This window comes from Zoogloea oryzae, assembly GCF_030161255.1.
In the GTDB taxonomy this organism is placed as follows: Bacteria; Pseudomonadota; Gammaproteobacteria; order Burkholderiales; family Rhodocyclaceae; genus Zoogloea; species Zoogloea oryzae.
In genome coordinates this window covers 21,783-46,342 of record NZ_BSPX01000027.1, presented here as the reverse complement: position 1 = coordinate 46,342, position 24,560 = coordinate 21,783, and the positions used below count along the sequence as shown (strand labels likewise).

22 protein-coding genes are annotated in these 24,560 nt (G+C 66.6%); 13 read left to right on the top strand and 9 right to left on the bottom strand.

Features of this window, described 5'->3' with window-relative positions:
- The 5 genes from mobA to pabB all read left to right on the top strand — a co-directional run bounded on the left by mobA (window position 1) and on the right by pabB (window position 6,098).
- Window positions 1-606: a molybdenum cofactor guanylyltransferase MobA gene (gene mobA, locus QQK25_RS10515; RefSeq protein ID WP_153161494.1), complete on the top strand. Its 606-nt coding sequence runs from the start codon at window positions 1-3 to the stop codon at window positions 604-606.
- Window positions 603-1,877 (top strand): molybdopterin molybdotransferase MoeA, encoded by a 1,275-nt coding sequence (gene moeA / locus QQK25_RS10510; protein ID WP_284187880.1) that lies wholly within the window; start codon window positions 603-605, stop codon window positions 1,875-1,877. The genes mobA and moeA overlap by 4 nt, the downstream gene beginning before the upstream one ends.
- 132 nt (window positions 1,878-2,009) lie before the next feature.
- On the top strand, window positions 2,010-2,948 hold the full coding sequence (locus QQK25_RS10505) for a hypothetical protein (RefSeq protein ID WP_284187879.1): 939 nt from the start codon (window positions 2,010-2,012) through the stop codon (window positions 2,946-2,948).
- Window positions 2,941-4,089 (top strand): polyphosphate kinase 2, encoded by a 1,149-nt coding sequence (gene ppk2, locus QQK25_RS10500; RefSeq protein ID WP_284187878.1) that lies wholly within the window; start codon window positions 2,941-2,943, stop codon window positions 4,087-4,089. The genes QQK25_RS10505 and ppk2 overlap by 8 nt, the downstream gene beginning before the upstream one ends.
- 233 nt (window positions 4,090-4,322) lie before the next feature.
- Window positions 4,323-6,098, top strand: coding sequence for an aminodeoxychorismate synthase component I (pabB, locus tag QQK25_RS10495; RefSeq protein WP_284187877.1), 1,776 nt, complete (start codon window positions 4,323-4,325; stop codon window positions 6,096-6,098).
- Between the two features lie 63 nt (window positions 6,099-6,161).
- Here pabB and QQK25_RS10490 read toward each other — a convergent pair whose 3' ends face one another.
- Window positions 6,162-6,866 (bottom strand): hypothetical protein, encoded by a 705-nt coding sequence (locus tag QQK25_RS10490; RefSeq protein ID WP_284187876.1) that lies wholly within the window; start codon window positions 6,864-6,866, stop codon window positions 6,162-6,164.
- Window positions 6,863-7,528: a ParA family partition ATPase gene (gene parA / locus QQK25_RS10485; RefSeq protein WP_284187875.1), complete on the bottom strand. Its 666-nt coding sequence runs from the start codon at window positions 7,526-7,528 to the stop codon at window positions 6,863-6,865. The genes QQK25_RS10490 and parA overlap by 4 nt, the downstream gene beginning before the upstream one ends.
- 161 nt (window positions 7,529-7,689) lie before the next feature.
- Between parA and QQK25_RS10480 the strand changes: the two genes are divergently transcribed.
- Entirely contained in the window at window positions 7,690-8,187 is a 498-nt protein-coding gene (locus QQK25_RS10480) for an O-acetyl-ADP-ribose deacetylase (RefSeq protein ID WP_306664082.1), read from the top strand.
- Here the strand turns inward: QQK25_RS10480 and QQK25_RS10475 are convergent.
- A complete protein-coding gene (locus QQK25_RS10475) occupies window positions 8,139-8,558 on the bottom strand; it encodes a hypothetical protein (protein ID WP_153161487.1) in 420 nt (139 codons plus the stop codon). The two genes, QQK25_RS10480 and QQK25_RS10475, sit on opposite strands and share 49 nt — an antisense overlap.
- 201 nt (window positions 8,559-8,759) lie before the next feature.
- Between QQK25_RS10475 and QQK25_RS10470 the strand changes: the two genes are divergently transcribed.
- A complete protein-coding gene (locus tag QQK25_RS10470; protein WP_284187873.1) occupies window positions 8,760-10,043 on the top strand; it encodes an O-acetylhomoserine aminocarboxypropyltransferase/cysteine synthase family protein in 1,284 nt (427 codons plus the stop codon).
- A 73-nt stretch (window positions 10,044-10,116) separates the two neighbouring features.
- On the opposite strand, the gene leuA is transcribed toward QQK25_RS10470, so the two are convergent.
- Together leuA and QQK25_RS10460 are read right to left on the bottom strand one after the other, a co-directional pair.
- The gene (gene leuA / locus QQK25_RS10465) at window positions 10,117-11,805 is read right to left on the bottom strand and encodes a 2-isopropylmalate synthase (RefSeq protein WP_284187872.1); all 1,689 of its coding nucleotides are present in this window, start codon (window positions 11,803-11,805) and stop codon (window positions 10,117-10,119) included.
- Between the two features lie 386 nt (window positions 11,806-12,191).
- Window positions 12,192-13,655: a cyclic-di-GMP receptor FimW-related protein gene (locus QQK25_RS10460; protein ID WP_284187871.1), complete on the bottom strand. Its 1,464-nt coding sequence runs from the start codon at window positions 13,653-13,655 to the stop codon at window positions 12,192-12,194.
- 178 nt (window positions 13,656-13,833) lie between these two features.
- Between QQK25_RS10460 and QQK25_RS10455 the strand changes: the two genes are divergently transcribed.
- Window positions 13,834-14,628, top strand: a complete 795-nt coding sequence (locus QQK25_RS10455; RefSeq protein ID WP_284187870.1) for a thymidylate synthase — start codon at window positions 13,834-13,836, stop codon at window positions 14,626-14,628.
- On the top strand, window positions 14,625-15,206 hold the full coding sequence (locus tag QQK25_RS10450; RefSeq protein ID WP_284187869.1) for a dihydrofolate reductase: 582 nt from the start codon (window positions 14,625-14,627) through the stop codon (window positions 15,204-15,206). The genes QQK25_RS10455 and QQK25_RS10450 overlap by 4 nt, the downstream gene beginning before the upstream one ends.
- A gap of 76 nt (window positions 15,207-15,282) precedes the next feature.
- Here QQK25_RS10450 and QQK25_RS10445 read toward each other — a convergent pair whose 3' ends face one another.
- From QQK25_RS10445 to apbC, 4 genes are all read right to left on the bottom strand, one after another.
- Entirely contained in the window at window positions 15,283-17,526 is a 2,244-nt protein-coding gene (locus QQK25_RS10445) for an arginine/lysine/ornithine decarboxylase (protein WP_284187868.1), read from the bottom strand.
- A gap of 113 nt (window positions 17,527-17,639) precedes the next feature.
- Window positions 17,640-18,209 carry a dCTP deaminase gene (gene dcd / locus QQK25_RS10440; protein WP_153161481.1) on the bottom strand — a complete coding sequence of 190 codons (570 nt, stop codon included), beginning with the start codon at window positions 18,207-18,209 and terminating at the stop codon, window positions 17,640-17,642.
- A 129-nt stretch (window positions 18,210-18,338) separates the two neighbouring features.
- Window positions 18,339-18,527 (bottom strand): NF038104 family lipoprotein, encoded by a 189-nt coding sequence (locus tag QQK25_RS10435; protein ID WP_284187867.1) that lies wholly within the window; start codon window positions 18,525-18,527, stop codon window positions 18,339-18,341.
- A complete protein-coding gene (apbC, locus tag QQK25_RS10430) occupies window positions 18,524-19,615 on the bottom strand; it encodes an iron-sulfur cluster carrier protein ApbC (RefSeq protein WP_284187866.1) in 1,092 nt (363 codons plus the stop codon). Before apbC ends, QQK25_RS10435 begins: the two co-directional genes overlap by 4 nt.
- A gap of 234 nt (window positions 19,616-19,849) precedes the next feature.
- Between apbC and metG the strand changes: the two genes are divergently transcribed.
- The 4 genes from metG to QQK25_RS10410 all read left to right on the top strand — a co-directional run bounded on the left by metG (window position 19,850) and on the right by QQK25_RS10410 (window position 24,504).
- Window positions 19,850-22,012: a methionine--tRNA ligase gene (metG, locus tag QQK25_RS10425; RefSeq protein ID WP_284187865.1), complete on the top strand. Its 2,163-nt coding sequence runs from the start codon at window positions 19,850-19,852 to the stop codon at window positions 22,010-22,012.
- A gap of 50 nt (window positions 22,013-22,062) precedes the next feature.
- Window positions 22,063-22,344: a hypothetical protein gene (locus QQK25_RS10420; RefSeq protein ID WP_284187864.1), complete on the top strand. Its 282-nt coding sequence runs from the start codon at window positions 22,063-22,065 to the stop codon at window positions 22,342-22,344.
- A 197-nt stretch (window positions 22,345-22,541) separates the two neighbouring features.
- Complete coding sequence (locus QQK25_RS10415) at window positions 22,542-24,227, top strand: SulP family inorganic anion transporter (protein WP_284187863.1); 1,686 nt, start codon at window positions 22,542-22,544, stop codon at window positions 24,225-24,227.
- The gene (locus tag QQK25_RS10410; protein WP_284187862.1) at window positions 24,211-24,504 is read left to right on the top strand and encodes an acylphosphatase; all 294 of its coding nucleotides are present in this window, start codon (window positions 24,211-24,213) and stop codon (window positions 24,502-24,504) included. The genes QQK25_RS10415 and QQK25_RS10410 overlap by 17 nt, the downstream gene beginning before the upstream one ends.
- Window positions 24,505-24,560: the final 56 nt, after the last annotated feature.

Here is a 24,560-nt window from a genome sequence, read left to right as displayed (position 1 = left end):
ATGATCCCCGCCAGCCCGGAAAACATCACCGGCCTGATCCTCGCCGGCGGCCGCGGCAGCCGCATGGGTGGCGTGGACAAGGGCCTCGCCCTCCTCGACGGCCGGCCGATGGTCAGCCACGTGCTGGACCGCCTCGCCCCCCAGGTCGGGCCCATCCTCATCAGCGCCAACCGCAGCACCGAGCATTACGCGATGTTCGGCCGCCCGGTGATCCCCGACCGCCTCGAAGGCTTTGCCGGCCCGCTGGCCGGGCTCGAGGCCGGGCTCGCCGCGTGCACCACGCCCTACCTCGCCACCGCCCCCTGCGACAGCCCCTTCCTGCCGCCCGATCTGGTCCCACGCCTCGCCGAAGCCCTGTGCGCCGAGCGCGCCAGCGTGGCCGTCGCCCGCACCGGCGACCAGCTCCAGCCGGTATTCGCGCTGATGCGCAGCTTCGCCCTGCCCGACCTGCAGGCCTTCACCCGGGCCGGCGGACGCAAGATGGAGCTCTGGCTGCGCCGCCTCAAGTGGGTCGCCTGCCCCTTCGACGACGCACCCGACGCCTTCGCCAACATCAACACGCCGGACGAACTCCGCGCACACCAAGCTGGAGATTTCCCCCGGTGACTTCCCTCGCCCGGCAGTTCAGCTGCCACGACGCCTACGACCCGACCGCGCTCAATGCCGACCTCGGCCGCCAGCTGATCCTCGACGCGGTGAGCCCGATCAGCGGCATCGAGCACATTCCCCTGCGCGACGCCCTCGGCCGGGTGCTGGCCCAGCCGGTCATCTCGCCCATCGACGTGCCCGCCCACGACAACTCGGCGATGGACGGCTACGGCCTGCGCGGTGAAGACCTCAAGGCCGACGGCGACACCGTGCTCGACATCATCGGCAGCGCCTTCGCCGGCCAGGGCTTCGACGGCAGCATCGGCCCCGGCCAGGCGGTGCGCATCATGACCGGCGCGCCCCTGCCCGCCGGCGTCGACACCGTGGTGATGCAGGAAGTCACCCGCGCCGCCGACGGCAAGGTGACGATCCCCGCCGGCCAGCGCCGTGGCCAGAACGTCCGCCGCGCCGGCGAAGACCTCCGCGCCGGCCTCCCGGCCCTGCCCGCCGGTCGCCTCATCCGCCCCGCCGAACTGGGCCTCGTGGCGTCCCTGGGCATCGGCGAGGTGGCGGTGCGTCGCCGCCTGCGCGTGGCCTTCTTCTCCACCGGCAACGAGATCGCCACCATCGGCACCCCGGCCGCCCCGGGCCAGATCTACGACAGCAACCGCTACACAATCTTCGGCATGCTGAGCCGCCTCGGCTTCGACATCATCGACATCGGCGTCATCCGCGACGACCCGGACGTCCTCGAAACCACCCTGCGCGAAGCCGCGGGCATTGCCGACGCAGTCATCACCAGCGGCGGCGTGTCGGTGGGCGAGGCCGATTTCACCCGCGACGTGATGGCCCGCCTCGGCGAAGTGCTGTTCTGGAAGATCGCCATGAAACCCGGCCGGCCGATGGCCTTCGGGCACATCGGTGGCAACGACGGCAGCGCCTGGCTGTTCGGCCTGCCCGGCAACCCGGTGGCGGTGATGGTCACCTTCTACCAGTTCGCCCGCCCCGCGCTGATGCGCCTCGCCGGCATCGACCCGATCCCCGAGCCGCCCCTGCTGCCGGTTCCCTGCGCCACCCCGATCCGCAAGTCGCCGGGACGCACCGAATTCATCCGCGGCGTGCTGTTCCGCGGCGACACCGGCTGGCAGGTGAAGAGCACCCCGGCCCAGGGCTCGGGCATCCTCAGCTCGATGGCCGACGCCAACTGCTTCATCGTCCTCGGCCCGGCCCAGGGCAACGTGGCCGAAGGCGACACCGTGCAGGTCCAGGTGCTCGACGGACTGGTCTGAGCCTGCCACGTTGTCATAGCGTGCCTGCCACCTTGGCAGGCCCGTGAAATTCTCGCGCCAGAGCGCCAGCAGACGCCGATTCTGGTGCAGAATTTCAAATTCCCGTAATCGAAATGCAGCCAACAACGAACCATGGACGACGACATTCCGGAAGGCTCCCGCCTGGTCATCGACGGTAGGGAACGCGTCTTCTATTCCGGCTATTGGGTCAAGACCTACGCCGTTCCCGAAGACACGCTCCAGGCCAAGCGCAAGCTCATCGGCGCGCTGACCCGAAGACTCTTCAACCATGTCGAGCACGGGCTCAACATCCCTGGCAGCCGCCTCAACGAAGCCCGCAAGAGCTACGAGGACGAACCCGACACCGACCGCCGCCGCGTGAAAGGCGCCATGCTCGCCGGTGCGCTGTTCAACCGCGCGGCCGACATCTTCACCAAGCTCGTCGAGCTGCAGAGCGTCGGCATCGAGATCCAGCCCGACAACGCCCTGATGCGCGAATGCGGCCGATGTCTGCAGGAAGCCCTCGGCCTCGGCCGGCTGGTGCTGCACCGCTCCGGCGAAGAGGGCATCGACGAGCTGTGGGGCGAGCCCTTCAAGGCCTTCTCGATCCCCCTCGAAGATTTCTACGAGAGCCGTTACGTCAAGATCGCCCTCACCCTGCGCGACATCGACCTGATCGCCAACGCCATGGTCGAATACTTCGACCCGCTGCCCTGTTTCCGGGGCATCGCCCCCCACGTGCGCACCTTCGCCAAGGCTGCCCACATCAAGACCGAAACCCTGCGTACCGACCCGGACATCTTCGACATCTGGACCAGCTTCGTGACCGCCGGCGAGCGCCTCTGCGCCCACTTCAACGCCGCCGAGATGCCCAGCAACAGTGAGGACCAGCACCTCGTCACCGACGGCCGCCTGCTCGTCCAGCAGGGCCGCGACCTGGTGAGCTACATCACCCGTGCCCGCACCCCGATGCCCAAGAGCACCGCAGACTATATCGAGCGCTGCCGCAACTACGCCGCGCGCTGCGCTGAACGGACACAAAACGGAGAAAAAGGAAGCGTAAATGACTGAAAAAACAAACGCCAAGACCACCTCGCGCCCTGCCCGCCCCGCCCCGCGCCGTGCCGCAACCGGCGATGTGGCCCCGAAGGAAACCGCGGCCGCCATCGAGCAGTTCGTGATCGACGAGGCCGTGGACGCCGCCCGTGACGCCAAGGCCACCGCCGTTGCCGACATCGTCGCCACCCTCGCCAAGCACGACACCCACAGCATCGCCGAGACCCTCCAGGCCATCATGGCCGGTGCCTCGCCCGACGACGCCGAAGTCCTGCGCAAGGCGCTGCTGGCCGAGGACGAAGCCGTCTATAAAAAGCTGCCGTCCCACCCCGACGAAGAGCTCGCCGACGGCTGGCGCGAAGGCGCCTACCCCTACAAGAACCTGATGTCCCGCAAGGCGTACGAGAAGCAGAAGTACCGCCTGCAGGTCGAGCTCCTCAAGCTCCAGGCCTGGGTCAAGGATACCGGCCAGCGCGTCGTGATCCTCTTCGAAGGCCGCGACGCAGCCGGCAAGGGCGGCACCATCAAGCGCTTCATGGAGCACCTCAACCCCCGCGGCGCGAAGGTCGTGGCCCTCGAAAAGCCCAGCGAGACCGAACGCGGCCAGTGGTACTTCCAGCGCTACATCCAGCACCTGCCCACCGCCGGCGAGATCGCCATGTTCGACCGCTCCTGGTACAACCGGGCCGGCGTCGAGCGCGTGATGGGTTTCTGCTCGCCCGACGAATACCTCGAATTCATGCGCCAGACGCCCGAGTTCGAACGCCACCTGGTGCGTAGCGGCGTGCATCTCATCAAATTCTGGTTCTCGGTGAGCCGCGAAGAGCAGCGCCGGCGCTTCAAGGAGCGCGAAGCCCACCCGCTCAAGCAGTGGAAGCTCAGCCCCATCGATCTGGCGTCCCTAGACAAGTGGGAGGACTACACCAAGGCCAAGGAGGCGATGTTCTTCCACACCGACACCGCCGACGCCCCCTGGACCGTCCTCAAGTCGGATTGCAAGAAGCGCGCACGTCTCAACGCCATGCGCTACATCCTCCACAAGCTGCCCTACGCCAACAAAGACATCGACCACATCGGGCCCCTCGACCCGCTCCTCGTCGGCCGTGCCCACGTGGTGTACGAACGCGGCGAACACTCCGGCAGCCCGCTGCTGTGAGCCCCTCCGCCCGGCCAGTGTTTCATGGCGGGCGGATCTTTCTCTGACGCCTCCCGACCATGCCGCTCGCCGACGGCGGGTCGGGGCCGCCCTGACCAGGCTGGCCTCCACGCGCGCCTGCCGCTTCGGCATCATCATCGAAGACACCGCGCCCCAGGCCGCCCAGCTGCGCAACGCCGAATTCCAGTCCTTCTTATACGCCAAGCGCTGACGAGCAGGTAAACTCCGCGGCGATGCCGCACCACCCCGACTCCGCGCCCGCCTTCGCCCTCTTCGACGACAACCTCGACGCCAGCTCCGCCGGCGCGTGGCTGCTAACCGGCCTCGTCGAGGAAATTCGCTGCACCGATCCCGACGCCTGGCCCGCCGCCCTCGCCCGCCTCGAACGGGCCGCCCGGGACGGCGCCTGGGTTGCCCTCGCCGCCCGCTACGAACTCGGCTACGCCATCGAACCCCGCCTGCGCCCGCTGCTGCCGGCGGGCGGTGAGCCCCTCGTCACCGGCTGGATCTTCGCCCATGGCGAATGGCTCTCCGATGCGGCCGTCGACGCCTGGCTGGCGGCCCTCGCCGGCGACGCACCCGGCGGCGTCGGCACGCTTGCCCCCGGCATCACCGAAGCCGACTACCTCGCCCGCACCGAGCGCATCCGCGACTACATCGCCGCCGGCGACTGCTACCAGGTCAACTTCACCTTCCCGCTCACCGGCCCCGCCTTCGGCCACCCCGCCGCCCTCTACCGGGCCCTGCGCGCGGCCCAGCCCGTGCGCTACGGCGCCTTCATCGCCCACGCCGGCGGCGCGATCCTGTCCCGCTCGCCCGAGCTCTTCCTCGAACGCCACGGCCACACCCTCGCCAGCCGGCCGATGAAAGGCACCGCCCCGCGCGACACCGACCCGGCCGCCCTCGCCGCCTCCGACAAGGACCGCGCCGAGAACGTGATGATCGTGGACCTCATCCGCAACGACATGGGCCGCCTTGCCCCGCCCGGCGGCGTGCGGGTCGAGGATCTGTGCCGCATCGAGCCCTACCCCACCGTCTGGCAGATGACCTCCCGCGTCGTCGCCGAGCCCGTGGACGCCAACCTGCCGGCCATCTTCCGGGCGCTGTTTCCCTGCGGCTCGATCACCGGCGCCCCGAAGATCCGCGCCATGGAGATCATCCGCGAGCTCGAGACCGCGCCCCGCGGCCTGTACTGCGGCGCCCTGGGCTGGATTCGCCCCGGCGGCGACTTCCGCTTCAGCGTACCCATCCGCACCCTGCGCCTGAACGACGGCGAAGCCCGCCTCGACGTGGGCAGCGGCGTGGTGTTCGACTCCCGCCCGACTGCCGAGTGGGCCGAATGCCATCTCAAGGCGCGCTTTCTCACCGGGCTGCCCAAGGGCTTGCGCCTCATCGAAACCCTGCGCTTCGAGCCGGGCGCGGGCTTCCCCCTCCTGCCCGAGCACCTCGAACGCATCACCGCGTCCGCCGCCGAGCTGGGCTTCGCCTTCGACCCCGACGCCTTCCGGCAGCTGCTCGCGGGCGTCGAAGCCGACACGCCCCGGCGCGTCCGCGTCACCCTCGGCCAGCAGGGTGATCTCACCCTGGAGCAGGCGCCCCTCGGCGCGGGTGCCCCGTCGCCCGACGCCACCGTAGTGCTGTCGCCCCACGCAATCGCCAGCGACGACCTGCTGCTGCGCCACAAGACCACCGCCCGCGCCCTGTACGACCGGGAACTCGCCCGGGTGATGGCCGCCGGCCACTTCGACGCGCTGTTCCTCAACGAGCGGGGCGAGCTCGCCGAAGGCGCGCGCAGCAACCTCTTCGTGGAGCGGAACGGCGTGCTGCTCACCCCGCCCGCCAGCGCCGGCCTCCTCAACGGCACCCTGCGCCGCCGCCTGCTGCGGGAAGGCCGGGCCCAGGAGGCGACGCTCCGCCCGGACGACCTGGAACACGCTGACGCGATCTACGCCGGCAACGGCCTGCGCGGGCTGGTGCGCGTCCGGCTGGTGGAAGACGCCCCCGGTTAACGCAAAAAAACGGCAACAATGGATCACCCATTGTTGCCGTTTTTGAAACAATCCAGCTCGGGCTTACTTCGCGCCCTTGCCCTTCGGCACCACCACCAGGCCCTCGACCAGCGCCTTGGTGCTGGCCGTGGATTCCTTCAGCAGCAGCTGCACGCCGGCCCGCAGCAGCTCGGACTTGGTGCAGATGCGCCCGGCCTTGGCCAGCGTCTCGCGCAGCGCCTTGAGCTGGGCGTGCTCGCTCTTGGGCATCGAGAACGAATCACGCACGACCTTCTCGCGCACCACCTTGGCGGGCTTTTCAGCCTTGGCCTTGGCCGGCTTGGCGGGCTTTTCCGCCTTCTCGACCTTCTCCGCCTTCACGGGCTTCGGCTTGGCCGGCTTGACGACCTTCTTGGCCACGACGGGCGCAGGCGTTGCGGTAGGCGCCGGCGCAGCTTCGACCGGGGCCGCGGCTTCGGCCGGCTTGGCGGCCTTCGCGGGCGCCTTCACGGCTTTAGGCGCAGCCTTCGCGGCAGGCTTGGGCGCGGGCTTGGCGGGGGCCTTCGGCTTCTCGGCCTTGACCGGCGCCTCGGCGACCGGAGCGGGCTCGACCACCGGAGCCAGCTCGGATGCCACGGCGTCCACCGCCGGCGCCACCTCGACAGCCTCAGCCGGAGCCGGAGCCGCTACCGGCGCCTCGGCGGGCGTCGGGTCAGGCAGACGGGTTTCGAGTGCTTCGCTCTCCTGCTGCAAAGTCGAACGCAGCGCCGACCGGGTTTTGGTGTTCATGTTTTATCTCCTGTCAGTTTCAAGACTTCCACAACCAGTTTGTCCACTTCACGCGCAGCCTCGCTGCCGGCCCGGCCCAGCTGATACACCGTGCCGCCGACCACCGCGCTCTGCGCGAAAGCATTACGCTGGGAGAGGGCCGCGCCAAGCACCGGGAGGGTGAAATCCCGCATCACCTCGAGCACGTCCCAGGCGAGGTTGGTGCGCAGCACCCGGTTGGGCACCAGCGCCGCCTTCAGGCCCTTGCGGCTCGCCTGAACCTGCAGGATCAGCCGCTCGACGCCCATGGTGGACCACAGATCCGCCGGGCTCGGCACCACCGGCACCAGAGCCACGTCCGCCACCTGCAGCGACGCCAGTGTGGCGGCGTGTTCGATGGACGGCGGGCAATCCAGCAGGATCACGTCGGCATCCCGCCCCGCCGCCTTGATGGCCGCCGGCAGCGCGTCCGGCTCACCGGGAAGCCGGCTCACCGTCGCCGGAAACGGCACGCCCGCGGCGGCCGCGTGAGCCCAGCGCAGGGCGGTTTCCTGGGGATCGAGATCGATGATCACCACGCGTTTTCCGCGCCTGGCGAGACCGCCCGCGAGTTGCATCGTCAGTGTCGACTTGCCCGCGCCGCCCTTCTGGGACAGCACGGTAACCACCTTCGGCTTTGCCACTTTGCCCCCTATTGCGTAATACCGTATTATTTTCACCCCGATCAGGTATCGCTGGCAAGAGGTGTCTTCTCGCAGGTTTGTCCCGAAACACGCACAATGGAACTCAGGCAAGCTTGTGCCGGCGGCCCGGGAGCATCAGGATGAACGACGGACGGATTTCGGTGAAAGTCGGAGACATCACACTACAGAAAGTGGACGCCATCGTGAATGCCGCCAACAGCAGCCTGCTGGGCGGGGGTGGCGTGGATGGCGCGATCCACCGGGCGGCCGGGCCGGAACTCACCGCCCACTGCGCCACCCTGGGCGGCTGCCCGACGGGCGAGGCGCGCATCACCCCGGGCTTTCGGCTACCCGCGCGCTACGTGATCCACACCGTCGGCCCCCTGTGGCGCGGTGGCAGCTACGGGGAGGCTGCGCTGCTTGCAGACTGCTACCGCAACAGCCTGAAGCTCGCCGCCGCGCACGGCGTACGGACGATCGCCTTCCCCGCGATCAGTTGCGGTATCTACGGTTACCCGGCAGAAGAAGCGATGCGGATCGCGGTGGCCACCTGCCGCGCGGTGCAGGCCGAGCAGGAACTCCCGGAGGAAATCCTGCTGATGGCCTTCGATCAGCGCATGAATTCGCTTCTGAGCGAAATCTTGCGGGGCGGTGACTGAATGACGATGCGCCGAGGACCGTCGGCACGACGGGCCGGTTTACCAAGACCGTCACAGGTGCGCAGCCCGGCGGTGCCGAGACGCATGCACTGCACGCCTCCACAACCGCAGCCGGCCGGCAGCTCGGAGGGCTCGCCCTCTTCCATGTGGTCGATGCGCAGCAGGTCGAGGAAGCGCGAAGCCGATTCGCGGCAACCAAACACGGTCAGGCGACCGTCATTGGCGCACAGCCAGCGTTCATCCACGGTAATGCCGACACAGCCCTCCCCGCCACCCTGCAGCGGATGCACCCGGACCCGGGTCTGGCCAAGGCGCCACAGCGGCGCGACGGCGAGCTCGAGCCAGGTCGCATTGCGTCCTTTGAGTTCCATCTTGTCCCCTCACTTATTATTGTGTTCCGCTGCCGTTTGCCCCAGATAAGGACGAATGGCGCGCAACTTTGCGTATTATCGCGACTTGCCAAGGATTATGTACCCGGCAGTTCCCGGAACAAGCCGCGGGAAAACCCGGATGCGGCAATTAGCCACACTTTTCACCTTCGTCTGCAGAAAACAAACGGGAGAAACACCACGATGAAACTCGAAACCCTTGCCGTGCACGGTGGCTACAGCCCGGATCCGACCACCAAGGCGGTGGCCGTGCCGATCTACCAGACCACCTCCTACGCCTTCGACGACACCCAGCACGGTGCCGATCTGTTCGACCTGAAGGTGGCCGGCAACATCTACACCCGCATCATGAACCCCACCCAGGCCGTGCTCGAAGCCCGGGTGGCGGCGATGGAAGGCGGCATCGCGGGCCTGGCGCTGGCCTCCGGCATGGCCGCCATCACCTACGCGATCCAGACCATCGCCGAAGCCGGCGACAACATCGTCTCGGCCTCCACGCTCTACGGCGGCACCTACAACCTGTTCGCCCACACCCTGCCGCAGATCGGCATTCAGGTGCGCTTTGCCGACTACCGCGACCCGGCCTCCTTCGCACCGCTGATCGACGCCCGCACCAAGGCCATCTACTGCGAATCCGTCGGCAACCCGCTGGGCAACATCACCGACTTCGAAGCCCTGGCCGCCATCGCCCACGCCCACGGCATCCCGCTGATCGTTGATAACACCGTGCCCTCACCCTACCTGTGCCGGCCGATCGAGCACGGCGCCGACATCGTGGTGCATTCGCTCACCAAATACCTGGGCGGCCACGGCACCTCCATCGGCGGCATCATCGTCGATAGCGGCAAGTTCCCGTGGGCCGAGCACAAGGAGCGCTTCCGCCGCCTGAACGAGCCGGATGTCTCCTACCACGGAGTGGTCTACACCGAAGCCCTCGGCCCGGCCGCCTTCATCGGCCGCGCCCGCGTGGTGCCCCTGCGCAACATGGGTGCCGCAATCAGCCCGTTCAACGCCTTCCTGATCCTCCAGGGCGTCGAGACCCTCGCCCTGCGCATGGACCGCATCTGCGAGAACACCCTCAAGGTGGCCGAGTTCCTCAAGGGCCACGCCAAGGTGGCGTGGGTGAACTACGCCGGTCTGCCGGATCACGCCGACAACGCCCTCGTTCAAAAGTACATGGGCGGTCGCGCGTCGGGCATCCTCAACTTTGGCGTGAAGAGCGCCGACGGCGACGGCAAGGCTGCCGGCGGCCGCTTCCAGGACGCGCTCAAGCTGGTCACCCGCCTGGTGAACATCGGCGACAGCAAGAGCCTGGCCTGCCACCCGGCCTCCACCACCCACCGCCAGCTGTCGCCCGAAGAGATGAAGAAGGCCGGCGTATCCGAAGACATGGTCCGCCTGTCCATCGGCATCGAGCACATCGACGACCTCCTGGCCGATCTCGACCAGGCCCTCGCGGCGGTCTGATCGATTCAGCAGCAGCAATAAAAAAACGCCGGGCTCACACCCGGCGTTTTTCATTTCAGATCACCGCTGAAAGTCAGGCTGCGCAGCCCTCCGCATCCTCCGCGACGGCCGCCACGTGCGCCCCGGCGCGGTTGGCCGCGCTGATGATCGCCCGTACCGACGCGGTCACGGTGTTGCGGTGCATACCGGCCCCGAAGCGGCTGCCGGCGACGCCTTCCATCGCCACCTCGACGATGCACATGGCCGCCGCGTCGGCACCCTCGCCCATCGAGCGCTCTTCAAAGCTCTGCACGCGGATCGGCACACCGATGGCCGCCACGGCCGCCTCGACCGGGCCGTTGCCTTCGCCGACGAACTCCACGGCCAGGCCATTCACCTCGGCCTCGATGCGGATGCCCTGACGGCTGCCGGCCTCGAAAAGGTGGTGCGCCACGTAACGGATCGGTGCGTCGGCTTCGAGGTATTCACGGCCGAAGAGCGTCCACAACTGATGGGCGTCCACTTCCTGGCCGGTCTCATCGGTAAGGCGCTGCACTGCCGCGCTGAACTCCACCTGCATCCGCCGCGGCATCACGAGGCCGTAGTGGGCCTGGAGCAAATGCGCCACGCCGCCCTTGCCGGACTGGCTGTTCACGCGGATCACCGAATCGTAGGTGCGGCCCACGTCATGCGGGTCGATGGGCATGTACGGCACCGTCCATTGGGCGCCCGGCTGCTGCACCTCGAGCCCCTTCTTGATCGCGTCCTGGTGCGAACCCGAGAAGGCCGTGAAGACGAGATCGCCCACGTACGGGTGGCGCGGGTGGATCGGCAACTGGGTGCATTCCTCGGCCACGCGGGCGATGTCGTTGATGTCCGAGAAATCGAGGCCCGGGTGGATGCCCTGGGTGTACATGTTGAGGGCGAGGGTCACGAGATCCACGTTGCCGGTGCGCTCGCCATTGCCAAAGAGGCAGCCCTCCACACGGTCGGCGCCAGCAAGCTGGGCGAGCTCGGCGGCCGCCACGGCGGTGCCGCGGTCGTTGTGGGGATGCACGCTGAGGATGATCTGCTCGCGGCGGGCGAGATTGCGGTGCATCCACTCGATCTGGTCGGCGTAGAAGTTGGGCGAGCCCACTTCCACGGTGGACGGAAGGTTGAGGATCACCTTCTCGCCCGGCGCCGGATCCCAGGCGGCGACCACGGCATCGCAGACTTCCTTGGCGAAGTCGAGTTCGGTGGCGGTGAAGGTTTCCGGGCTGTACTCGAGGACGAATTCGGTGTCCGGCTGCTCGGCAGCGAGCTGCTTGACGAGGGTGACGCTCTCGACGGCAAGGGCCTTGACCTCATCCTTGCTCATCCCGAACACCGTCTCGCGGAACACCGGCGAGGTGGCGTTGTAGATGTGGACGATGGCCCGGCGGGCGCCCTTGAGGGATTCCATCGTGCGGCGGATGAGGTGCTCGCGAGCCTGGCTCAAGACCTCGATGGTCACGTCGTCGGGAATCTCACCCTGCTCGATGAGCTGACGGACGAAGTCGAAATCGGTCTGGGAGGCTGAGGGGAAAGCGACTTCGATTTCCTTGAAGCCGATCGCCACGAGCTTGCGGAACATCTGCAACTTGCGGGCGGCATTCATCGGTTCGAAGAGGGCCTGGTTGCCGTCACGGAGATCGGTGCTCATCCAGATCGGCGGATGAGTGATCGTGCGGCTGGGCCACTGGCGGTCGGCGAGGGCGACCGGGGGAAAGGCGGTGTACTTGGTTTGCGGATTCTTCAACATGATGGTCTTGTCCTTTGCTTTCGTCGGATACGGTTCGGGTGTTCGGATGCGGACATGGGGTTGCCAGACTGCCGCGGGCTCGTGGCCTGGCAACCGGGGCGCAGTCGTAGGGACAGCAGGGACAGATCGAGGGTGGACATGGTGAAACTCCGTTCAAAACGCGTGCGAAGACGCAATTCGCCTGTTAAGGGCGACGGGGTACGACAACAGGGAGGGGGAGAAAAGATGTGCCCGTTAGGGCAGCAGCAGACCCAGCCCGGAGAGGGCCAGTAGGGAGAAGAGATTGGTCTGTTGCGCGGAGGTCATGGACGTTAACTTAACAGCCGCGCCGGCGGCCGTCAAACATCCTGATCCAATTCATTCGATAGCCTGTTGCTATTCCGGCATCAGGCGACATTGCAGCTGACGATCTGGTAGCCCGGGCCGCTGACCAGCACCGTGCCCGGCTGCAGCTTGACCGTACGCCCCGCCACCTTGGCGAACACCGGCCGCGGCGAGCGCATCGCACCCGGCTCGCAGACGATGCGCACCGCACGGCCGCGCACCACCGGATCGCACAGGATGCCGCTCCAACTGCGGGCCCCATCGTCGAGCAGCGCCGGATAGGGCTCGCTGGAGATGGTCTGCATCCCCACCGCCGCGCCACCTTCGATGTCGGACCGGACCCGGCGCACCAGCGCCAGCACCCAGCGCCCGGTTTCGCCCACATGGGCGCCCACCAGCGCGCCCACCCGGCACACGTCGGGGTCGAAGGCGCCGGAGATCACCCCAAAACCATTGCGGCTGGCGTCCCGCAGCGCCCAGGCAGCCGCCGGCCGCATCTGGGCTTCGCCGGAGATCTGCGAGCGGATGAAACCCAGCCCGGTGGCCAGCGCCAGCGCACCTCGCACCGGGTGGCGGCGATACTGGCGCATGGGCGGCACCGGCCCCCACTGGCGCGAGAGATGGCGGATAGCCCCGCTCACCGATGGCACGCCGATACCCGCAAACAGCGGCCCGAGCCCCCCGTCGGCGACCGTCTGGCGCAGCTCGCCGAGCATCACCACCGCATCTGCGGGGCGGAAATAGCGGATCGTGGAAGGCACGTCCTCGGGCACGGCGAGGCAGCGCTGGGGCGCCGAGAGGCTCTCGAGATCGAGGAAAAACTGGCCACCGCCCCGCGGCTCGCTGGTCAGCGCCAGGGAATGCTGGAGATAACGCACCAGCTTGTCGGTCGCCTCGATGCGGTCGGGCGAGAGCTGGTCGAGGCTGGCACACTGCATGGCCACCAGCCGGATGAATTCGCGGCTCACCGTCGAGCGGGTCTCACGCCCTTCGCGGACGTTGATCGGCGTGTTGAGCGCACCGTACTGGCCGGCCGCGCGGTAGGCGACGATCGCCCGCTGCCAGACTTCCGGCGCGAGCTCCTGGTAATCGAAGGCGACCCACTTCATCTCGCCGGCGGCGGCGCGCACCGCCCGCAGCAGCACCTCGACCCGCAGCGGATCGGCGTCGTCGATGGTGAAATCAGTGGCGAGACCGTTCAGGACGAGATCGTAGGCACGCCCAAGGCTGGCGTAGAAATCCCGCCCCAGAGCCTTGTAGCGCACGCTGCGTGAGCCGAACACGTTGGAAAGGTACAGCCCGGAGGCCTGGCGCAGCTGGGGCTGGGCGGCCTCGTCGAGAATGGCGACGAGGCGCGCAAGCTGGTTGAGGGGGACTTCACCCTCGAAATGGAAGGAATCCAGCCAGCGGATCAACTCGACAATGGCCGTCGGCGCGGCGCTGGTGGCAACGTCGTTCAGAATCCGGCTCAGCGTTTCCTGCTGCATGAGCGGATGGGAGTGTTGAACCGCTGAACCGATTGCCATGTGGGTGTCTCTGCGCCTCTTCGGACCGATGATCCGAAACGTTTTTTCACGATCAAACATGGTAGCACAAAGGTGTTTTTCGTCACGCTTGCCGACGAAACCCCACGGGCAAGTACGGATGCGCGGGGGCGCCCTAAACCGGTAAAATCGCGTCCTCTCGATTCAGCTCCCAGCCTTCATGCGCCAGTACCTCGAACTCATGCGCCACGTGGCGGAACGCGGCCACCGCAAGGACGACCGCACCGGCACCGGCACGCTGTCGGTCTTCGGCTGGCAGATGCGCTTCGACCTTTCCGAAGGTTTCCCGCTGCTCACCACCAAGAAGCTCCACACCCGCTCGATCATCCACGAGCTGCTGTGGTTCCTGCGCGGCGAAACCAACATCCAGTACCTGAAGGACAACAAGGTCTCGATCTGGGACGAGTGGGCCGACGAGAACGGCGAGCTCGGCCCGGTGTACGGCAAGCAGTGGCGCCGCTGGGAAACCGCGGACGGGCGCAGCATCGACCAGATCGCCCAGCTCATCGAGGCGCTCAAGAAGAACCCGGACTCCCGCCGCCACATCGTGTCGGCCTGGAACCCTGGCGAAATCGAGGGCATGGCCCTGCCGCCCTGCCACGCGCTGTTCCAGTTTTACGTGGCCGGCGGCAAGCTGAGCTGCCAGCTCTACCAGCGCAGCGCCGACATCTTCCTGGGCGTGCCCTTCAACATCGCCAGCTACGCGCTCCTCACGATGATGGTGGCCCAGGTATGCGGCTACGAGCTGGGCGATTTCGTGTGGACGGGGGGCGACTGCCACCTCTACGTAAATCACCTGGAGCAGACCCAGCTGCAGCTCTCCCGCGAGCCGCGCGCCCTGCCGACGATGCGCATCAACCCGGACGTGAAGGACATCTTCGCCTTCACCATCGACGACTTCGTCCTCGAAGGCTACGACCCGCACCCCCACATCTCCGCACCGGTGGCCGTATGAGCACTTCCGCCCGGCCGCCTGAAGGAAGTGCTCACTCCTCCCCTGGGGAGGATGCCGCGCAGCGGCAGGAGGGTCGCCCCCTGAGCAGACCCATCCTGGCACTGATCGCCGCCCACGCCCGTGACCGCGTGATCGGCATCGACAACCGTATGCCCTGGCACCTGCCGGAAGACATGAAGTTCTTCCGCGAGACCACCCGCGGCAAGCCGGTCATCATGGGCCGCAAGACCTGGGAATCCCTGCCCGACGCCTTCCGCCCGCTGCCCGGGCGGGTGAACATCGTGGTGAGCCGCAACGCAGCCTACCCGGCCGTTGGCGCCACCGTGGTGGGCAGCCTGCCCGACGCGCTGACTGCTGCCGGAAACGCCGACATCGTTTTCGTGATGGGCGGCGCCGAGCTCTACCGCCAAGCCTTGCCCATCGCCGATCGGCTCTACCTTACCGAGATCGATGCAGATTTCGCCGGCGATGCGTTTTTTCCGGAATTGGCCAAGGACGACTGGCGCGAAGCTCAGCGCAACCCGCAGGTCGCCGCGTCAGGCCTCAAGTTTGCGTTTGTGACCTACGAACGCAGATAAATCCCGCGGACGCCGCGCCCCAGCAAAAAAAACGCCGCGAAATCCGCGGCGTTTTTTGTTTTGACGGCCAGGACGCTCAGTCCCGCACGCAATCCACGTAGTAGTAGATGCGTCCGTCCTTCACTTCCTTCACGAGGCCATGCACATCGGTCTCGAAGCCCGGGAAGCGTTCGTTGAACTCGCGGGCGAACTGCAGGTAGCGCACCACCGTCTTGTTGAAGCGCTCGCCCGGGATCAGCAGCGGAATGCCCGGCGGATACGGGGTGAGGAGCACGCTGGTGACACGGCCTTCGAGCTCGTCGATGGCGACGCGCTCGATGTTGCGGTGGGCCATCTTGGCGAAGGCATCCGCCGGCTTCATGGCCGGGATCATGTCCGACAGGTACATCTCGGTGGTGAGGCGGGCCACGTCGTTGGCGCGGTACACCGCGTGGATGTCGCGGCAAAGATCGCGCAGGCCGACGCGCTCGTAGCGCGGGTTCTTCTGGACGAACTCGGGCAGCACCTTCCAGAGGGGCTGGTTCTTGTCGTAGTCGTCCTTGAACTGCTGCAGCTCGGTCACCATGCTGTTCCAGCGGCCCTTGGTGATGCCAATGGTGAACATGATGAAGAAAGAGTACAGGCCGCACTTCTCGACGATCACGCCGTGCTCGGCCAGATACTTGGTGACGATGGCCGCCGGGATGCCGCGCTCGGCGAACTCGCCGTCCACGTCGAGGCCCGGGGTGATGATCGTGGCCTTGATCGGGTCGAGCATGTTGAAGCCTTCAGCCAGGTTGCCGAAGCCGTGCCAGCGGTCGCCGGGCTTGAGCATCCAGGCTTCGCGCTCTTCGATGCCTTCTTCCGACAGGTCGTCCGGGCCCCACACCTTGAACCACCAGTCGGCGCCCCACTCTTCGTCCACCTTGCGCATGGCGCGGCGGAAGTCGAGGGCTTCGGCGATGGATTCCTCGACAAGCGCGGTGCCGCCCGGCTCTTCCATCATCGCCGCGGCCACGTCGCAGGACGCGATGATCGCGTACTGGGGGCTGGTGGAGGTGTGCATGAGGTAGGCCTCGTTGAACACGTCCCGGTCGAGGTGGCTGTTCTCGGCGTCCTGCACGAGGATCTGCGACGCCTGCGACAGGCCCGCCAGCAGCTTGTGGGTGGATTGGGTCGAGAAGATCATCGACTCCTTGCAGCGCGGGCGGTCGGCGCCGATGGCGTGGTAGTCGCCATAGAAATCGTGGAACGCCGCGTGGGGCAGCCAGGCTTCGTCGAAGTGCAGGGTGTCGATCTTGCCATCCAGCTCGTCCTTGATGGCCTCGACATTGTAGAGCACGCCGTCGTAGGTGGACTGGGTGATGGTGAGCACCCGCGGCTTGGCGGTCTTGTCGGCGATGAAGGGATTCGCGTCGATCTTCTTCTGGATGCTTTCCCAGTCGAACTCGGAGCGCGGGATCGGGCCGATGATGCCGAAGTTGTTGCGGGTCGGCATCAGGAAGACCGGGATCGCGCCGGTCATCATGATCGCGTGGAGCACCGACTTGTGGCAGTTGCGGTCCACCACCACGATGTCGCCCGGCGCCACGGTGGAGTGCCAGACGATCTTGTTGGACGTGGACGTGCCGTTGGTGACGAAGTACAGGTGATCGCAGTTGAAGATGCGCGCGGCGTTGCGCTCGGAAGCCGCCACCGGGCCGGTGTGGTCGAGCAGCTGGCCGAGTTCTTCGACCGCGTTGCACACGTCGGCGCGCAGCATGTTCTCACCAAAGAACTGGTGGAACATCTGGCCGACGGGCGACTTGAGGAAGGCCACGCCGCCGGAGTGGCCGGGGCAGTGCCACGAGTACGAGCCATCGGACGCGTAATGCGTGAGCGCACGGAAGAACGGCGGAGGCAGGGATTCGAGGTAGGCCTTGGCTTCGCGCACCACGTTGCGGGCGATGAACTCCGGCGTGTCCTCGTACATGTGGATGAAGCCGTGGAGCTCGCGCAGCACGTCGTTGGGGATGTGGCGCGAGGTGCGGGTTTCGCCGTGCAGGAAGATGGGGATGTCTGCGTTGCGCATCCGGATCTCGCTCACGAAGGCGCGCAGATCGGCGATGGCCTTTTCGGCAGCCTCGGGCGAGGAGAACTCTTCGTCGTCGATCGACAGGATGAACGCCGAGCCGCGGCTCTGCTGCTGGGCGAAGGACGACATGTCGCCGTAGCTGGTGACGCCCAGCACTTGCAGGCCTTCCTTCTCGATGGCTTCCGCCAGGGCGCGGATGCCCAGCCCGGACGTGTTTTCCGAACGGAAGTCCTCGTCGATGACGATGACCGGAAAATTGAAGCGCATGCTCGACTCCTCGGTGCCCGGTTTGAGCCCGGGCAGATCAACAAAAAGTTTTGGGCGGACCCGCGTGCCTGCGCATGGTCCGCCCGATGTTCAAAGTGTAGCTGACAAGTATTTCAGATTTTCGGCAGGGTGACGCCGGTCTGACCCAGATATTTACCGCCGCGATCCTTGTAGGAGGTGGCGCAGGTTTCGTCAGACTCGAAGAACAGCATCTGGGCCACGCCTTCGTTGGCGTAGATCTTGGCCGGCAGCGGGGTGGTGTTGGAAAACTCCAGCGTCACGTGGCCCTCCCACTCGGGCTCCAGGGGCGTCACGTTGACGATGATCCCGCAGCGCGCGTAGGTGGATTTGCCCAGGCACACCGTAAGCACGCTGCGCGGGATGCGGAAGTATTCAACCGTGCGAGCGAGCGCGAAGGAGTTCGGCGGGATGATGCACACGTCACCGGTGAAATCCACGAAATTGCGCTCGTCGAAGTTTTTCGGATCGACGATCGTGGAGTTGATGTTGGTGAAGATCTTGAATTCGTTGGCCACGCGAACATCGTAGCCGTAGCTCGAGGTGCCGTAGGAGACGATCTTGCCACCTTCGTTCTGGCGCACCAGCTCGGGGGCAAAGGGTTCGATCATCTTCGCATCGCCTTCCGCCATGCGGCGAATCCACTTGTCCGACTTGATGCTCACGCTGGCTGTCCCTGCACAAAAATGCGCATTCTACATCCACGCGCACGAAATTTCGGCCAAATGCGTGACGGCGGCCATCAGACCGCCGTCACGCCGAAAGCGCCCGGAAGAAGCGCCCGCTCGGTTGGGCTACTTGTCCTTCGGCTCGTCGTCCTTCACCACGTCGTAGATGCCCTTGCCGACCTTGAAGGGCACCTTCACGACTTCGACACCCACATCCACGGCGGTGCCGACCACGGTACCCACCACACAGCCGGACAGGCTGGCAGCAAGCGCCGCCACCAGGGCGACGCGCATCACGACATTCAGTTTGCTCACGTATTCTGCACCACGATGTTCGGGAACTTGTGGCTCATGTCCTTCGCCCGTTCGGCGATGGTGATGGCCACCTTGCGGGCGATCCCCTTGTAGATTTCGGCCACCCGGCCATTCGGGTCGGCCACCACGGTCGGCACGCCGCTGTCCACTTCCTGACGGATCTGGATGTCCAGCGGCAGCGCGCCCAGGAAAGGCACGCCGTAATCCTTGCACATGGTCTCGCCACCACCGGTGCCGAAGATGTGCTCCTCGTGCCCGCACTTCGAGCAGATGTGGATGCTCATGTTTTCCACGATGCCGATGATGGGCACGCCGACCTTCTCGAACATCTTGAGGCCCTTGCGGGCGTCGAGCAAGGCAATATCCTGGGGCGTCGTGACGATTACCGCACCGGTCACCGGCACGGTCTGGGAGAGGGTCAGCTGGATGTCGCCGGTGCCCGGCGGCATGTCGATCACGAGGTAATCCAGATCGCGCCAGTTGGTTTCCTTGAGCAGCTGGTTGAGGGCCTGGGTGGCCATCGGGCCGCGCCACACCATCGGCGTCTCCACATCCACCAGGAAGCCGATGGACATCACCTGCAGGCCGTGGGCCTCGAGGGGCTCCATCGTCTTGCCGTCGTGGCTTTCGGGGCGCTCGCCGCCGATGCCCAGCATCTGGGGCTGCGACGGACCGTAGATGTCGGCATCGAGCATGCCGACCTTGGCGCCTTCGGCCACCAGGGCCAGCGCCAGATTGACCGCCGTGGTGCTCTTGCCCACGCCGCCCTTGCCGGACGCCACCGCGATGATGTTCTTCACCCCGGGCAGCAGCTTCACGCCCTGCTGCACCGCGTGGGCGACGATCTTGCTGAACACGTTGGCGCTCACGTTGCCCACGCCCGGCACGGATTTCACCTGAGCGATCACCGCCTGGCGGATGGTGTCGATCTGGGTCTGGGCCGGGTAGCCCAGCTCGATGTCGAAGGACACGTCGGCACCGCTGACGCGCAGGTTCTTCACGGCACGGCTCGAAACGTAATCCTTGCCGGTGTTGGGGTCGGCATACTGCCGGAGGCTGTCGAGGACGCTTTGATCGGTGAGGCTCATGGTGTCAGGGGCCGGCGAACGGCGAAAAAAGGAGAACATGGTGCAATGAAAGCAGGAAAGACGCCAGACGGCGCATTCAAACCCGAGTAATTTACTCCAGTAATTGAGTTTACTTGAAACGCCGCTCTACGGTAAGGGCGCCGGCCTGTCCTGCCGCAGGCGCCGGAGCCGGCCGTGGGGCCTCCGCCTTTGCTAAAATGCGGGGTTCACAACAATTATGTTCCAGGCCCACCCATGAGCTCCCCGCGCAAGATCCTCGTCACCAACGCCCTGCCCTACGCCAACGGCGACATCCACCTCGGCCATCTGGTGGGCTACATCCAGGCCGACATCTGGGTGCGCTACCAGCGCATGCGTGGCAACACGGTGCATTACGTCTGCGCGGACGACACCCACGGCACGCCGGTCATGCTGCGCGCCGAGAAGGAAGGCCTGACGCCCGAGCAGCTCATCAACCGCGTGCACGGCGAGCACAGCCGCGATTTCCGCGATTTCGGCGTGGCCTTCGACAACTACCACTCCACCCACAGCGACGAAAACCGCTGGTACGCGGAGGACATCTACACCCGCCTGCGCGACGGCGCCCGCCTCATCGACACCCGCGCCATCGAGCAGTTCTACGATCCGGTGAAGGAGATGTTCCTGCCGGACCGCTTCATCAAGGGCGAGTGCCCCAAGTGCGGCGCGGCCGATCAATACGGCGACAACTGTGAGGCCTGCGGCGCCGCCTACGCGCCCACCGAGCTCAAGAACCCGTACTCCGCCGTCTCCGGCGCCAAGCCGGTGCTGAAGACCTCCGAGCACTACTTCTTCCGCCTGTCCGACCCGAAGGCCGTCGAGTTCCTGCGCGACTGGACCCAGGGCACCACGCCCGACGGCGCCCGCCGACTGCAGTCCGAGGCCGCCAACAAGATGAAGGAATGGCTCGGAGAAGCCGGCGAGAACAAGCTCTCCGACTGGGACATCTCCCGCGACGCGCCCTACTTCGGCTTCGAGATCCCCGGCGCCCCGGGCAAGTACTTCTACGTCTGGCTGGACGCGCCGATCGGCTACTTCGCCAGCTTCAAAAACCTCGCCGCCCGCAACGCCGACATCGACGTGGCCGCCTTCACCGAAGCCGGCCCGGCTGCCGCTACCGGCACCGAGATGATCCACTTCATCGGCAAGGACATCCTGTACTTCCACGCGCTCTTCTGGCCCGCGATGCTGCACTTCGCCGGCTACCGCACGCCCACGCAGCTGTGCGTGAATGGCTTCCTCACCGTCGATGGCGCCAAGATGAGCAAGAGCCGCGGCACCTTCATCACCGCCCGCAGCTACACCGACCAGAAGCTCAACCCCGAGTGGCTGCGCTACTACTTCGCCGGCAAGTCCAACGGCACGATGGAAGACGTGGATCTCAACCTCGACGACATGATCGCCAAGGTCAATTCCGATCTGGTCGGCAAGTTCGTCAACATCGCCAGCCGCTGCGCAGGCTTCATCGCCAAGCGCTTCGACGGCAAGCTCGCCGCCCACGACGAGGCCCTTCCGCTCGACTGGAACATCGACGAAGTCACCGCCGCCTTCGAAACCCGCGACTACAGCCGCGCCCTGCGCAAGATCATGGAGTTCGCCGACCTGGCCAACGGCTATGTGAATGACAACAAACCGTGGGAGCTCGCCAAGCAGGAAGGCCAGGACGCCCGCCTGCACGTGGTGTGCACCACCGCCATCAACATCTTCAAGGCCCTCACCGGCCTGCTGAAGCCCGTGCTGCCGACCCTCGCCGGGCAGGTCGAAGCGTTCCTCAACATCGAGCCGCTCACCTGGAACAACCTGCTCGCCCCGCTGCCCGCCGGCCACACCATCAACGCCTACAGCCACCTCATGACCCGCATCGAGCGCAAGCAGGTGGACGCCCTGCTCGAAGCCAACCGCGAATCCCTCGCCCCCGCCACCGACACCAAGCCGGCCGCCGAAGCCAAGGACGCCAAGGCCAAGCACTCCGAGCAGCGCCACGCCCAGCACCAGGCCCACGCCGCCGCCACCGAAGCTGCCAGCGCCGACGAGTTCGAGCCCTTCATCTCCATCGACGACTTCGGCAAGATCGACCTGCGCATCGCCAAGATCGTCTCCGCCGAGCACGTCGAAGGCGCCGCCAAGCTGCTGCGCCTGCAGCTCGACATCGGTGAAGAGAAACCCCGTCAGGTGTTTGCCGGCATCAAGAGCGCCTACGACCCCGCCACGCTGGTCGGCCGCCTCACGGTGATGGTCGCCAATCTGGCCCCGCGCAAGATGAAGTTCGGCATGTCCGAAGGCATGGTGCTCGCCGCCTCCGACACCACCGGCGACAACCCGGGCCTGTTCATCCTGTCCCCGGACGCCGGCGCCCAGCCCGGCATGCGGGTCAAGTGACAGCCCGACGTAAGCCGCCTGTCAGCCAACGCTTCTAGATTTTGGAACCCATGCAAGCCAACCGTTCCCCGCTTCCGCGGCTCACCCTCGCCTTCTGGGGCTGGGCGCTGCTCGACCTCGTCGGCGTGCTGATCCTCGCCCTCGGCGCCGCCTGGCTGATGGAAGGACGCGCCTCGATCCTGCCCGGCTTTCCGGCCAGCGCGATGCACGCCTGGGCGTGCGTCCTGATCGGCGGCGCGCTGCTGTTCGTCGCGGCGGTCAAGATGCTGGTGGAGGTCATGCACGCGACCTCCCGCCAGAATCAGGCCGCCAACGACGCCAAGTTCTCCTGACCCCATGCCCGCCAGGACAACCACGGACCCTTCCAACGTTATCCTGGCGGCCGCCCAAGGCGAGCCCGCCCGCCACGACGGCAGCCTGAGCGCCCGCAAGCGCTGGATCATCCAGCACCGCACCGGGCCGGGCTCACCCCCTCCGCAAGCCGCGTCTTCCGACGCATTCCGTCCCACCCCTCAATTGCGGAGGCCCCATGAAGATTTCCTTCCACCCCAAGCTCCTCGACGCCCTGCCGGGCTACGACAAGGCCCAGCTCGGCCGTGACGTCTCCGCCGGCCTGACCGTCGGCGTCCTCGCCCTGCCCCTGGCCATGGCCTTCGCCATCGCCTCGGGCATGACCCCCACCGCCGGCATCTGGACGGCCATCGTCGCCGGCTTCCTCATCTCCGCCCTGGGCGGTTCCCGGGTACAGATCGGCGGCCCCACCGGCGCCTTCATCCCCATCATCTACGGCATCGTCGTCGAGTACGGCGTGCAGAACCTCCTCGTCGCCACCATGCTGGCCGGCGCCATGCTGGTGGCGATGGGCGCCTTCCGGCTGGGCAGCCTGATCCGCTTCATCCCCAAAACCGTGGTGGTCGGCTTCACCAACGGCATCGCCGTGGTGATCTTCCTCGCCCAGATCAAGGATTTCCTCGGCCTCAAGATCGACCACCTGCCCGGCGAGTTCTTCGGCAAGATGAAGGCGCTCATCACCCACCTTGATACGCTGGACATCCCCACCGTCACGCTGTCGGTCGCCTCGATCGTCGTGCTGCTGTCGTGGAACCGTCTCGCCGCGCGATTCAAGCCCCTGGCCCGCCTGCCCGGCCCGCTGGGCGTGCTGGTGGTGGCCACCGTGGCCAACGCCCTGTTCCACTTTCCGGTCGAAACCATCGGCAGCCGCTTCAACGGAATTCCCCAGCAACTGCCGGGCTTCGCGTTGCCCGAGCTGTCCCTCGAAACCCTCGGCAAGCTGATCTCCCCGGCGCTCACCATCGCGCTGCTGGGCGCCATCGAATCGCTGCTGTCGGCCCGCGTGGCCGACGCCACCATCGAGGACCGCCACGACCCCAACCAGGAGCTCATCGCCCAGGGCATCGCCAACCTGGCCGCACCACTGTTCGGTGGATTCGCCGCCACCGGCGCCATTGCCCGCACCGCCACCAACGTGCGTACCGGCGGCCGCAGCCCGATCGCCGGGATGGTGCATGCCCTGGTGCTGCTGGCGGTGGTGCTGGTGTTCGCGCCTTTTGCGACGCACATACCGCTCGCCACCCTGTCGGCCATCGTCGTGGTGGTTGCCATCAACATGGGCGAATGGCACGAATTCCGCGAGCTGGGCCGCTACGCGCTCACCTACCGGACGATCATGCTCACCACCTTCTTCACCACGGTGCTGTTCGATCTCACCCTGGCGGTCGAGCTGGGCATGGTGCTGGCGGCGCTGTTCTTCATCTACCGGATGTCCAACCTCACCCGCATCGAGCGCCTGCCGCTGGCCGAGCTGTCGATGCTGCCAGGCTTCCTCTACCCGGACGGCTCGCCCCGGGTCGTGGCCTACTCGATCTACGGCACGCTGTTCTTCGGCGCCATCAACAAGCTCGAAACCCTCCTCGACCCGGCCGAGCGCCACCCGGAGGTGGTGATCCTCGAGCTCAACCACCTGGTCAGCCTCGACACCACCGGCCTCGAAGGGCTCGAGAGCCTCAGCAAGAGCCTCCACAAGCGCGGCTGTGCGCTGCTCCTGTGCAACCTCAACCCCCAGCCCGAATCGCTGATCACCCGCTCGGGCTTCGTGGACGAGATCGGCCCCAACAACATCTGCGGCGACATCTACGGCGCCCTGGCCCGCGCCCGCGACCTGCTGCCCAAGTTCATCGATGAAGACAACCTCTGAGCCCACCGCCCGCCTCCTGCGCATCCACGGCCTCGTCCAGGGCGTGGGCTACCGCAACGCGCTGCAGGCCCAGGCCACCCGGCTGGGGCTCGCCGGCTGGGTGCGCAACCGCAGCGACGGCACCGTCGAGGCCCTCGTCGCCGGCCCGGCCGACGCAGTCGAGGCGCTCATCGAATGGTCGCGCCGGGGCCCGCCGGCGGCGCGGGTCAGCCACGTGGACGACGCGCCAGCCGCCCCGCCGACGCACACCACTTTCATACGGGAAACAACGTACTAAAGCCTGGCCGTCTCGTGCCGAAATGGTTCTAGAATGCAGATGGCAAGTATTCGCCC

Excerpts from the sequence above, each read along its gene's own strand:
- mobA (WP_153161494.1), top strand. The coding sequence starts at position 1 with ATGATCCCCGCCAGCCCGGAAAACATCACCGGCCTGATCCTCGCCGGC.
- QQK25_RS10505 (WP_284187879.1), top strand. The coding sequence starts at position 2,010 with ATGGACGACGACATTCCGGAAGGCTCCCGCCTGGTCATCGACGGTAGG.
- ppk2 (WP_284187878.1), top strand. The coding sequence starts at position 2,941 with ATGACTGAAAAAACAAACGCCAAGACCACCTCGCGCCCTGCCCGCCCC.
- pabB (WP_284187877.1), top strand. The coding sequence starts at position 4,323 with ATGCCGCACCACCCCGACTCCGCGCCCGCCTTCGCCCTCTTCGACGAC.
- QQK25_RS10490 (WP_284187876.1), bottom strand. The coding sequence starts at position 6,866 with ATGAACACCAAAACCCGGTCGGCGCTGCGTTCGACTTTGCAGCAGGAG.
- QQK25_RS10475 (WP_153161487.1), bottom strand. The coding sequence starts at position 8,558 with ATGGAACTCAAAGGACGCAATGCGACCTGGCTCGAGCTCGCCGTCGCG.
- QQK25_RS10470 (WP_284187873.1), top strand. The coding sequence starts at position 8,760 with ATGAAACTCGAAACCCTTGCCGTGCACGGTGGCTACAGCCCGGATCCG.
- leuA (WP_284187872.1), bottom strand. The coding sequence starts at position 11,805 with ATGTTGAAGAATCCGCAAACCAAGTACACCGCCTTTCCCCCGGTCGCC.
- QQK25_RS10460 (WP_284187871.1), bottom strand. The coding sequence starts at position 13,655 with ATGGCAATCGGTTCAGCGGTTCAACACTCCCATCCGCTCATGCAGCAG.
- QQK25_RS10455 (WP_284187870.1), top strand. The coding sequence starts at position 13,834 with ATGCGCCAGTACCTCGAACTCATGCGCCACGTGGCGGAACGCGGCCAC.
- QQK25_RS10450 (WP_284187869.1), top strand. The coding sequence starts at position 14,625 with ATGAGCACTTCCGCCCGGCCGCCTGAAGGAAGTGCTCACTCCTCCCCT.
- QQK25_RS10445 (WP_284187868.1), bottom strand. The coding sequence starts at position 17,526 with ATGCGCTTCAATTTTCCGGTCATCGTCATCGACGAGGACTTCCGTTCG.
- apbC (WP_284187866.1), bottom strand. The coding sequence starts at position 19,615 with ATGAGCCTCACCGATCAAAGCGTCCTCGACAGCCTCCGGCAGTATGCC.
- metG (WP_284187865.1), top strand. The coding sequence starts at position 19,850 with ATGAGCTCCCCGCGCAAGATCCTCGTCACCAACGCCCTGCCCTACGCC.
- QQK25_RS10420 (WP_284187864.1), top strand. The coding sequence starts at position 22,063 with ATGCAAGCCAACCGTTCCCCGCTTCCGCGGCTCACCCTCGCCTTCTGG.
- QQK25_RS10415 (WP_284187863.1), top strand. The coding sequence starts at position 22,542 with ATGAAGATTTCCTTCCACCCCAAGCTCCTCGACGCCCTGCCGGGCTAC.
- QQK25_RS10410 (WP_284187862.1), top strand. The coding sequence starts at position 24,211 with ATGAAGACAACCTCTGAGCCCACCGCCCGCCTCCTGCGCATCCACGGC.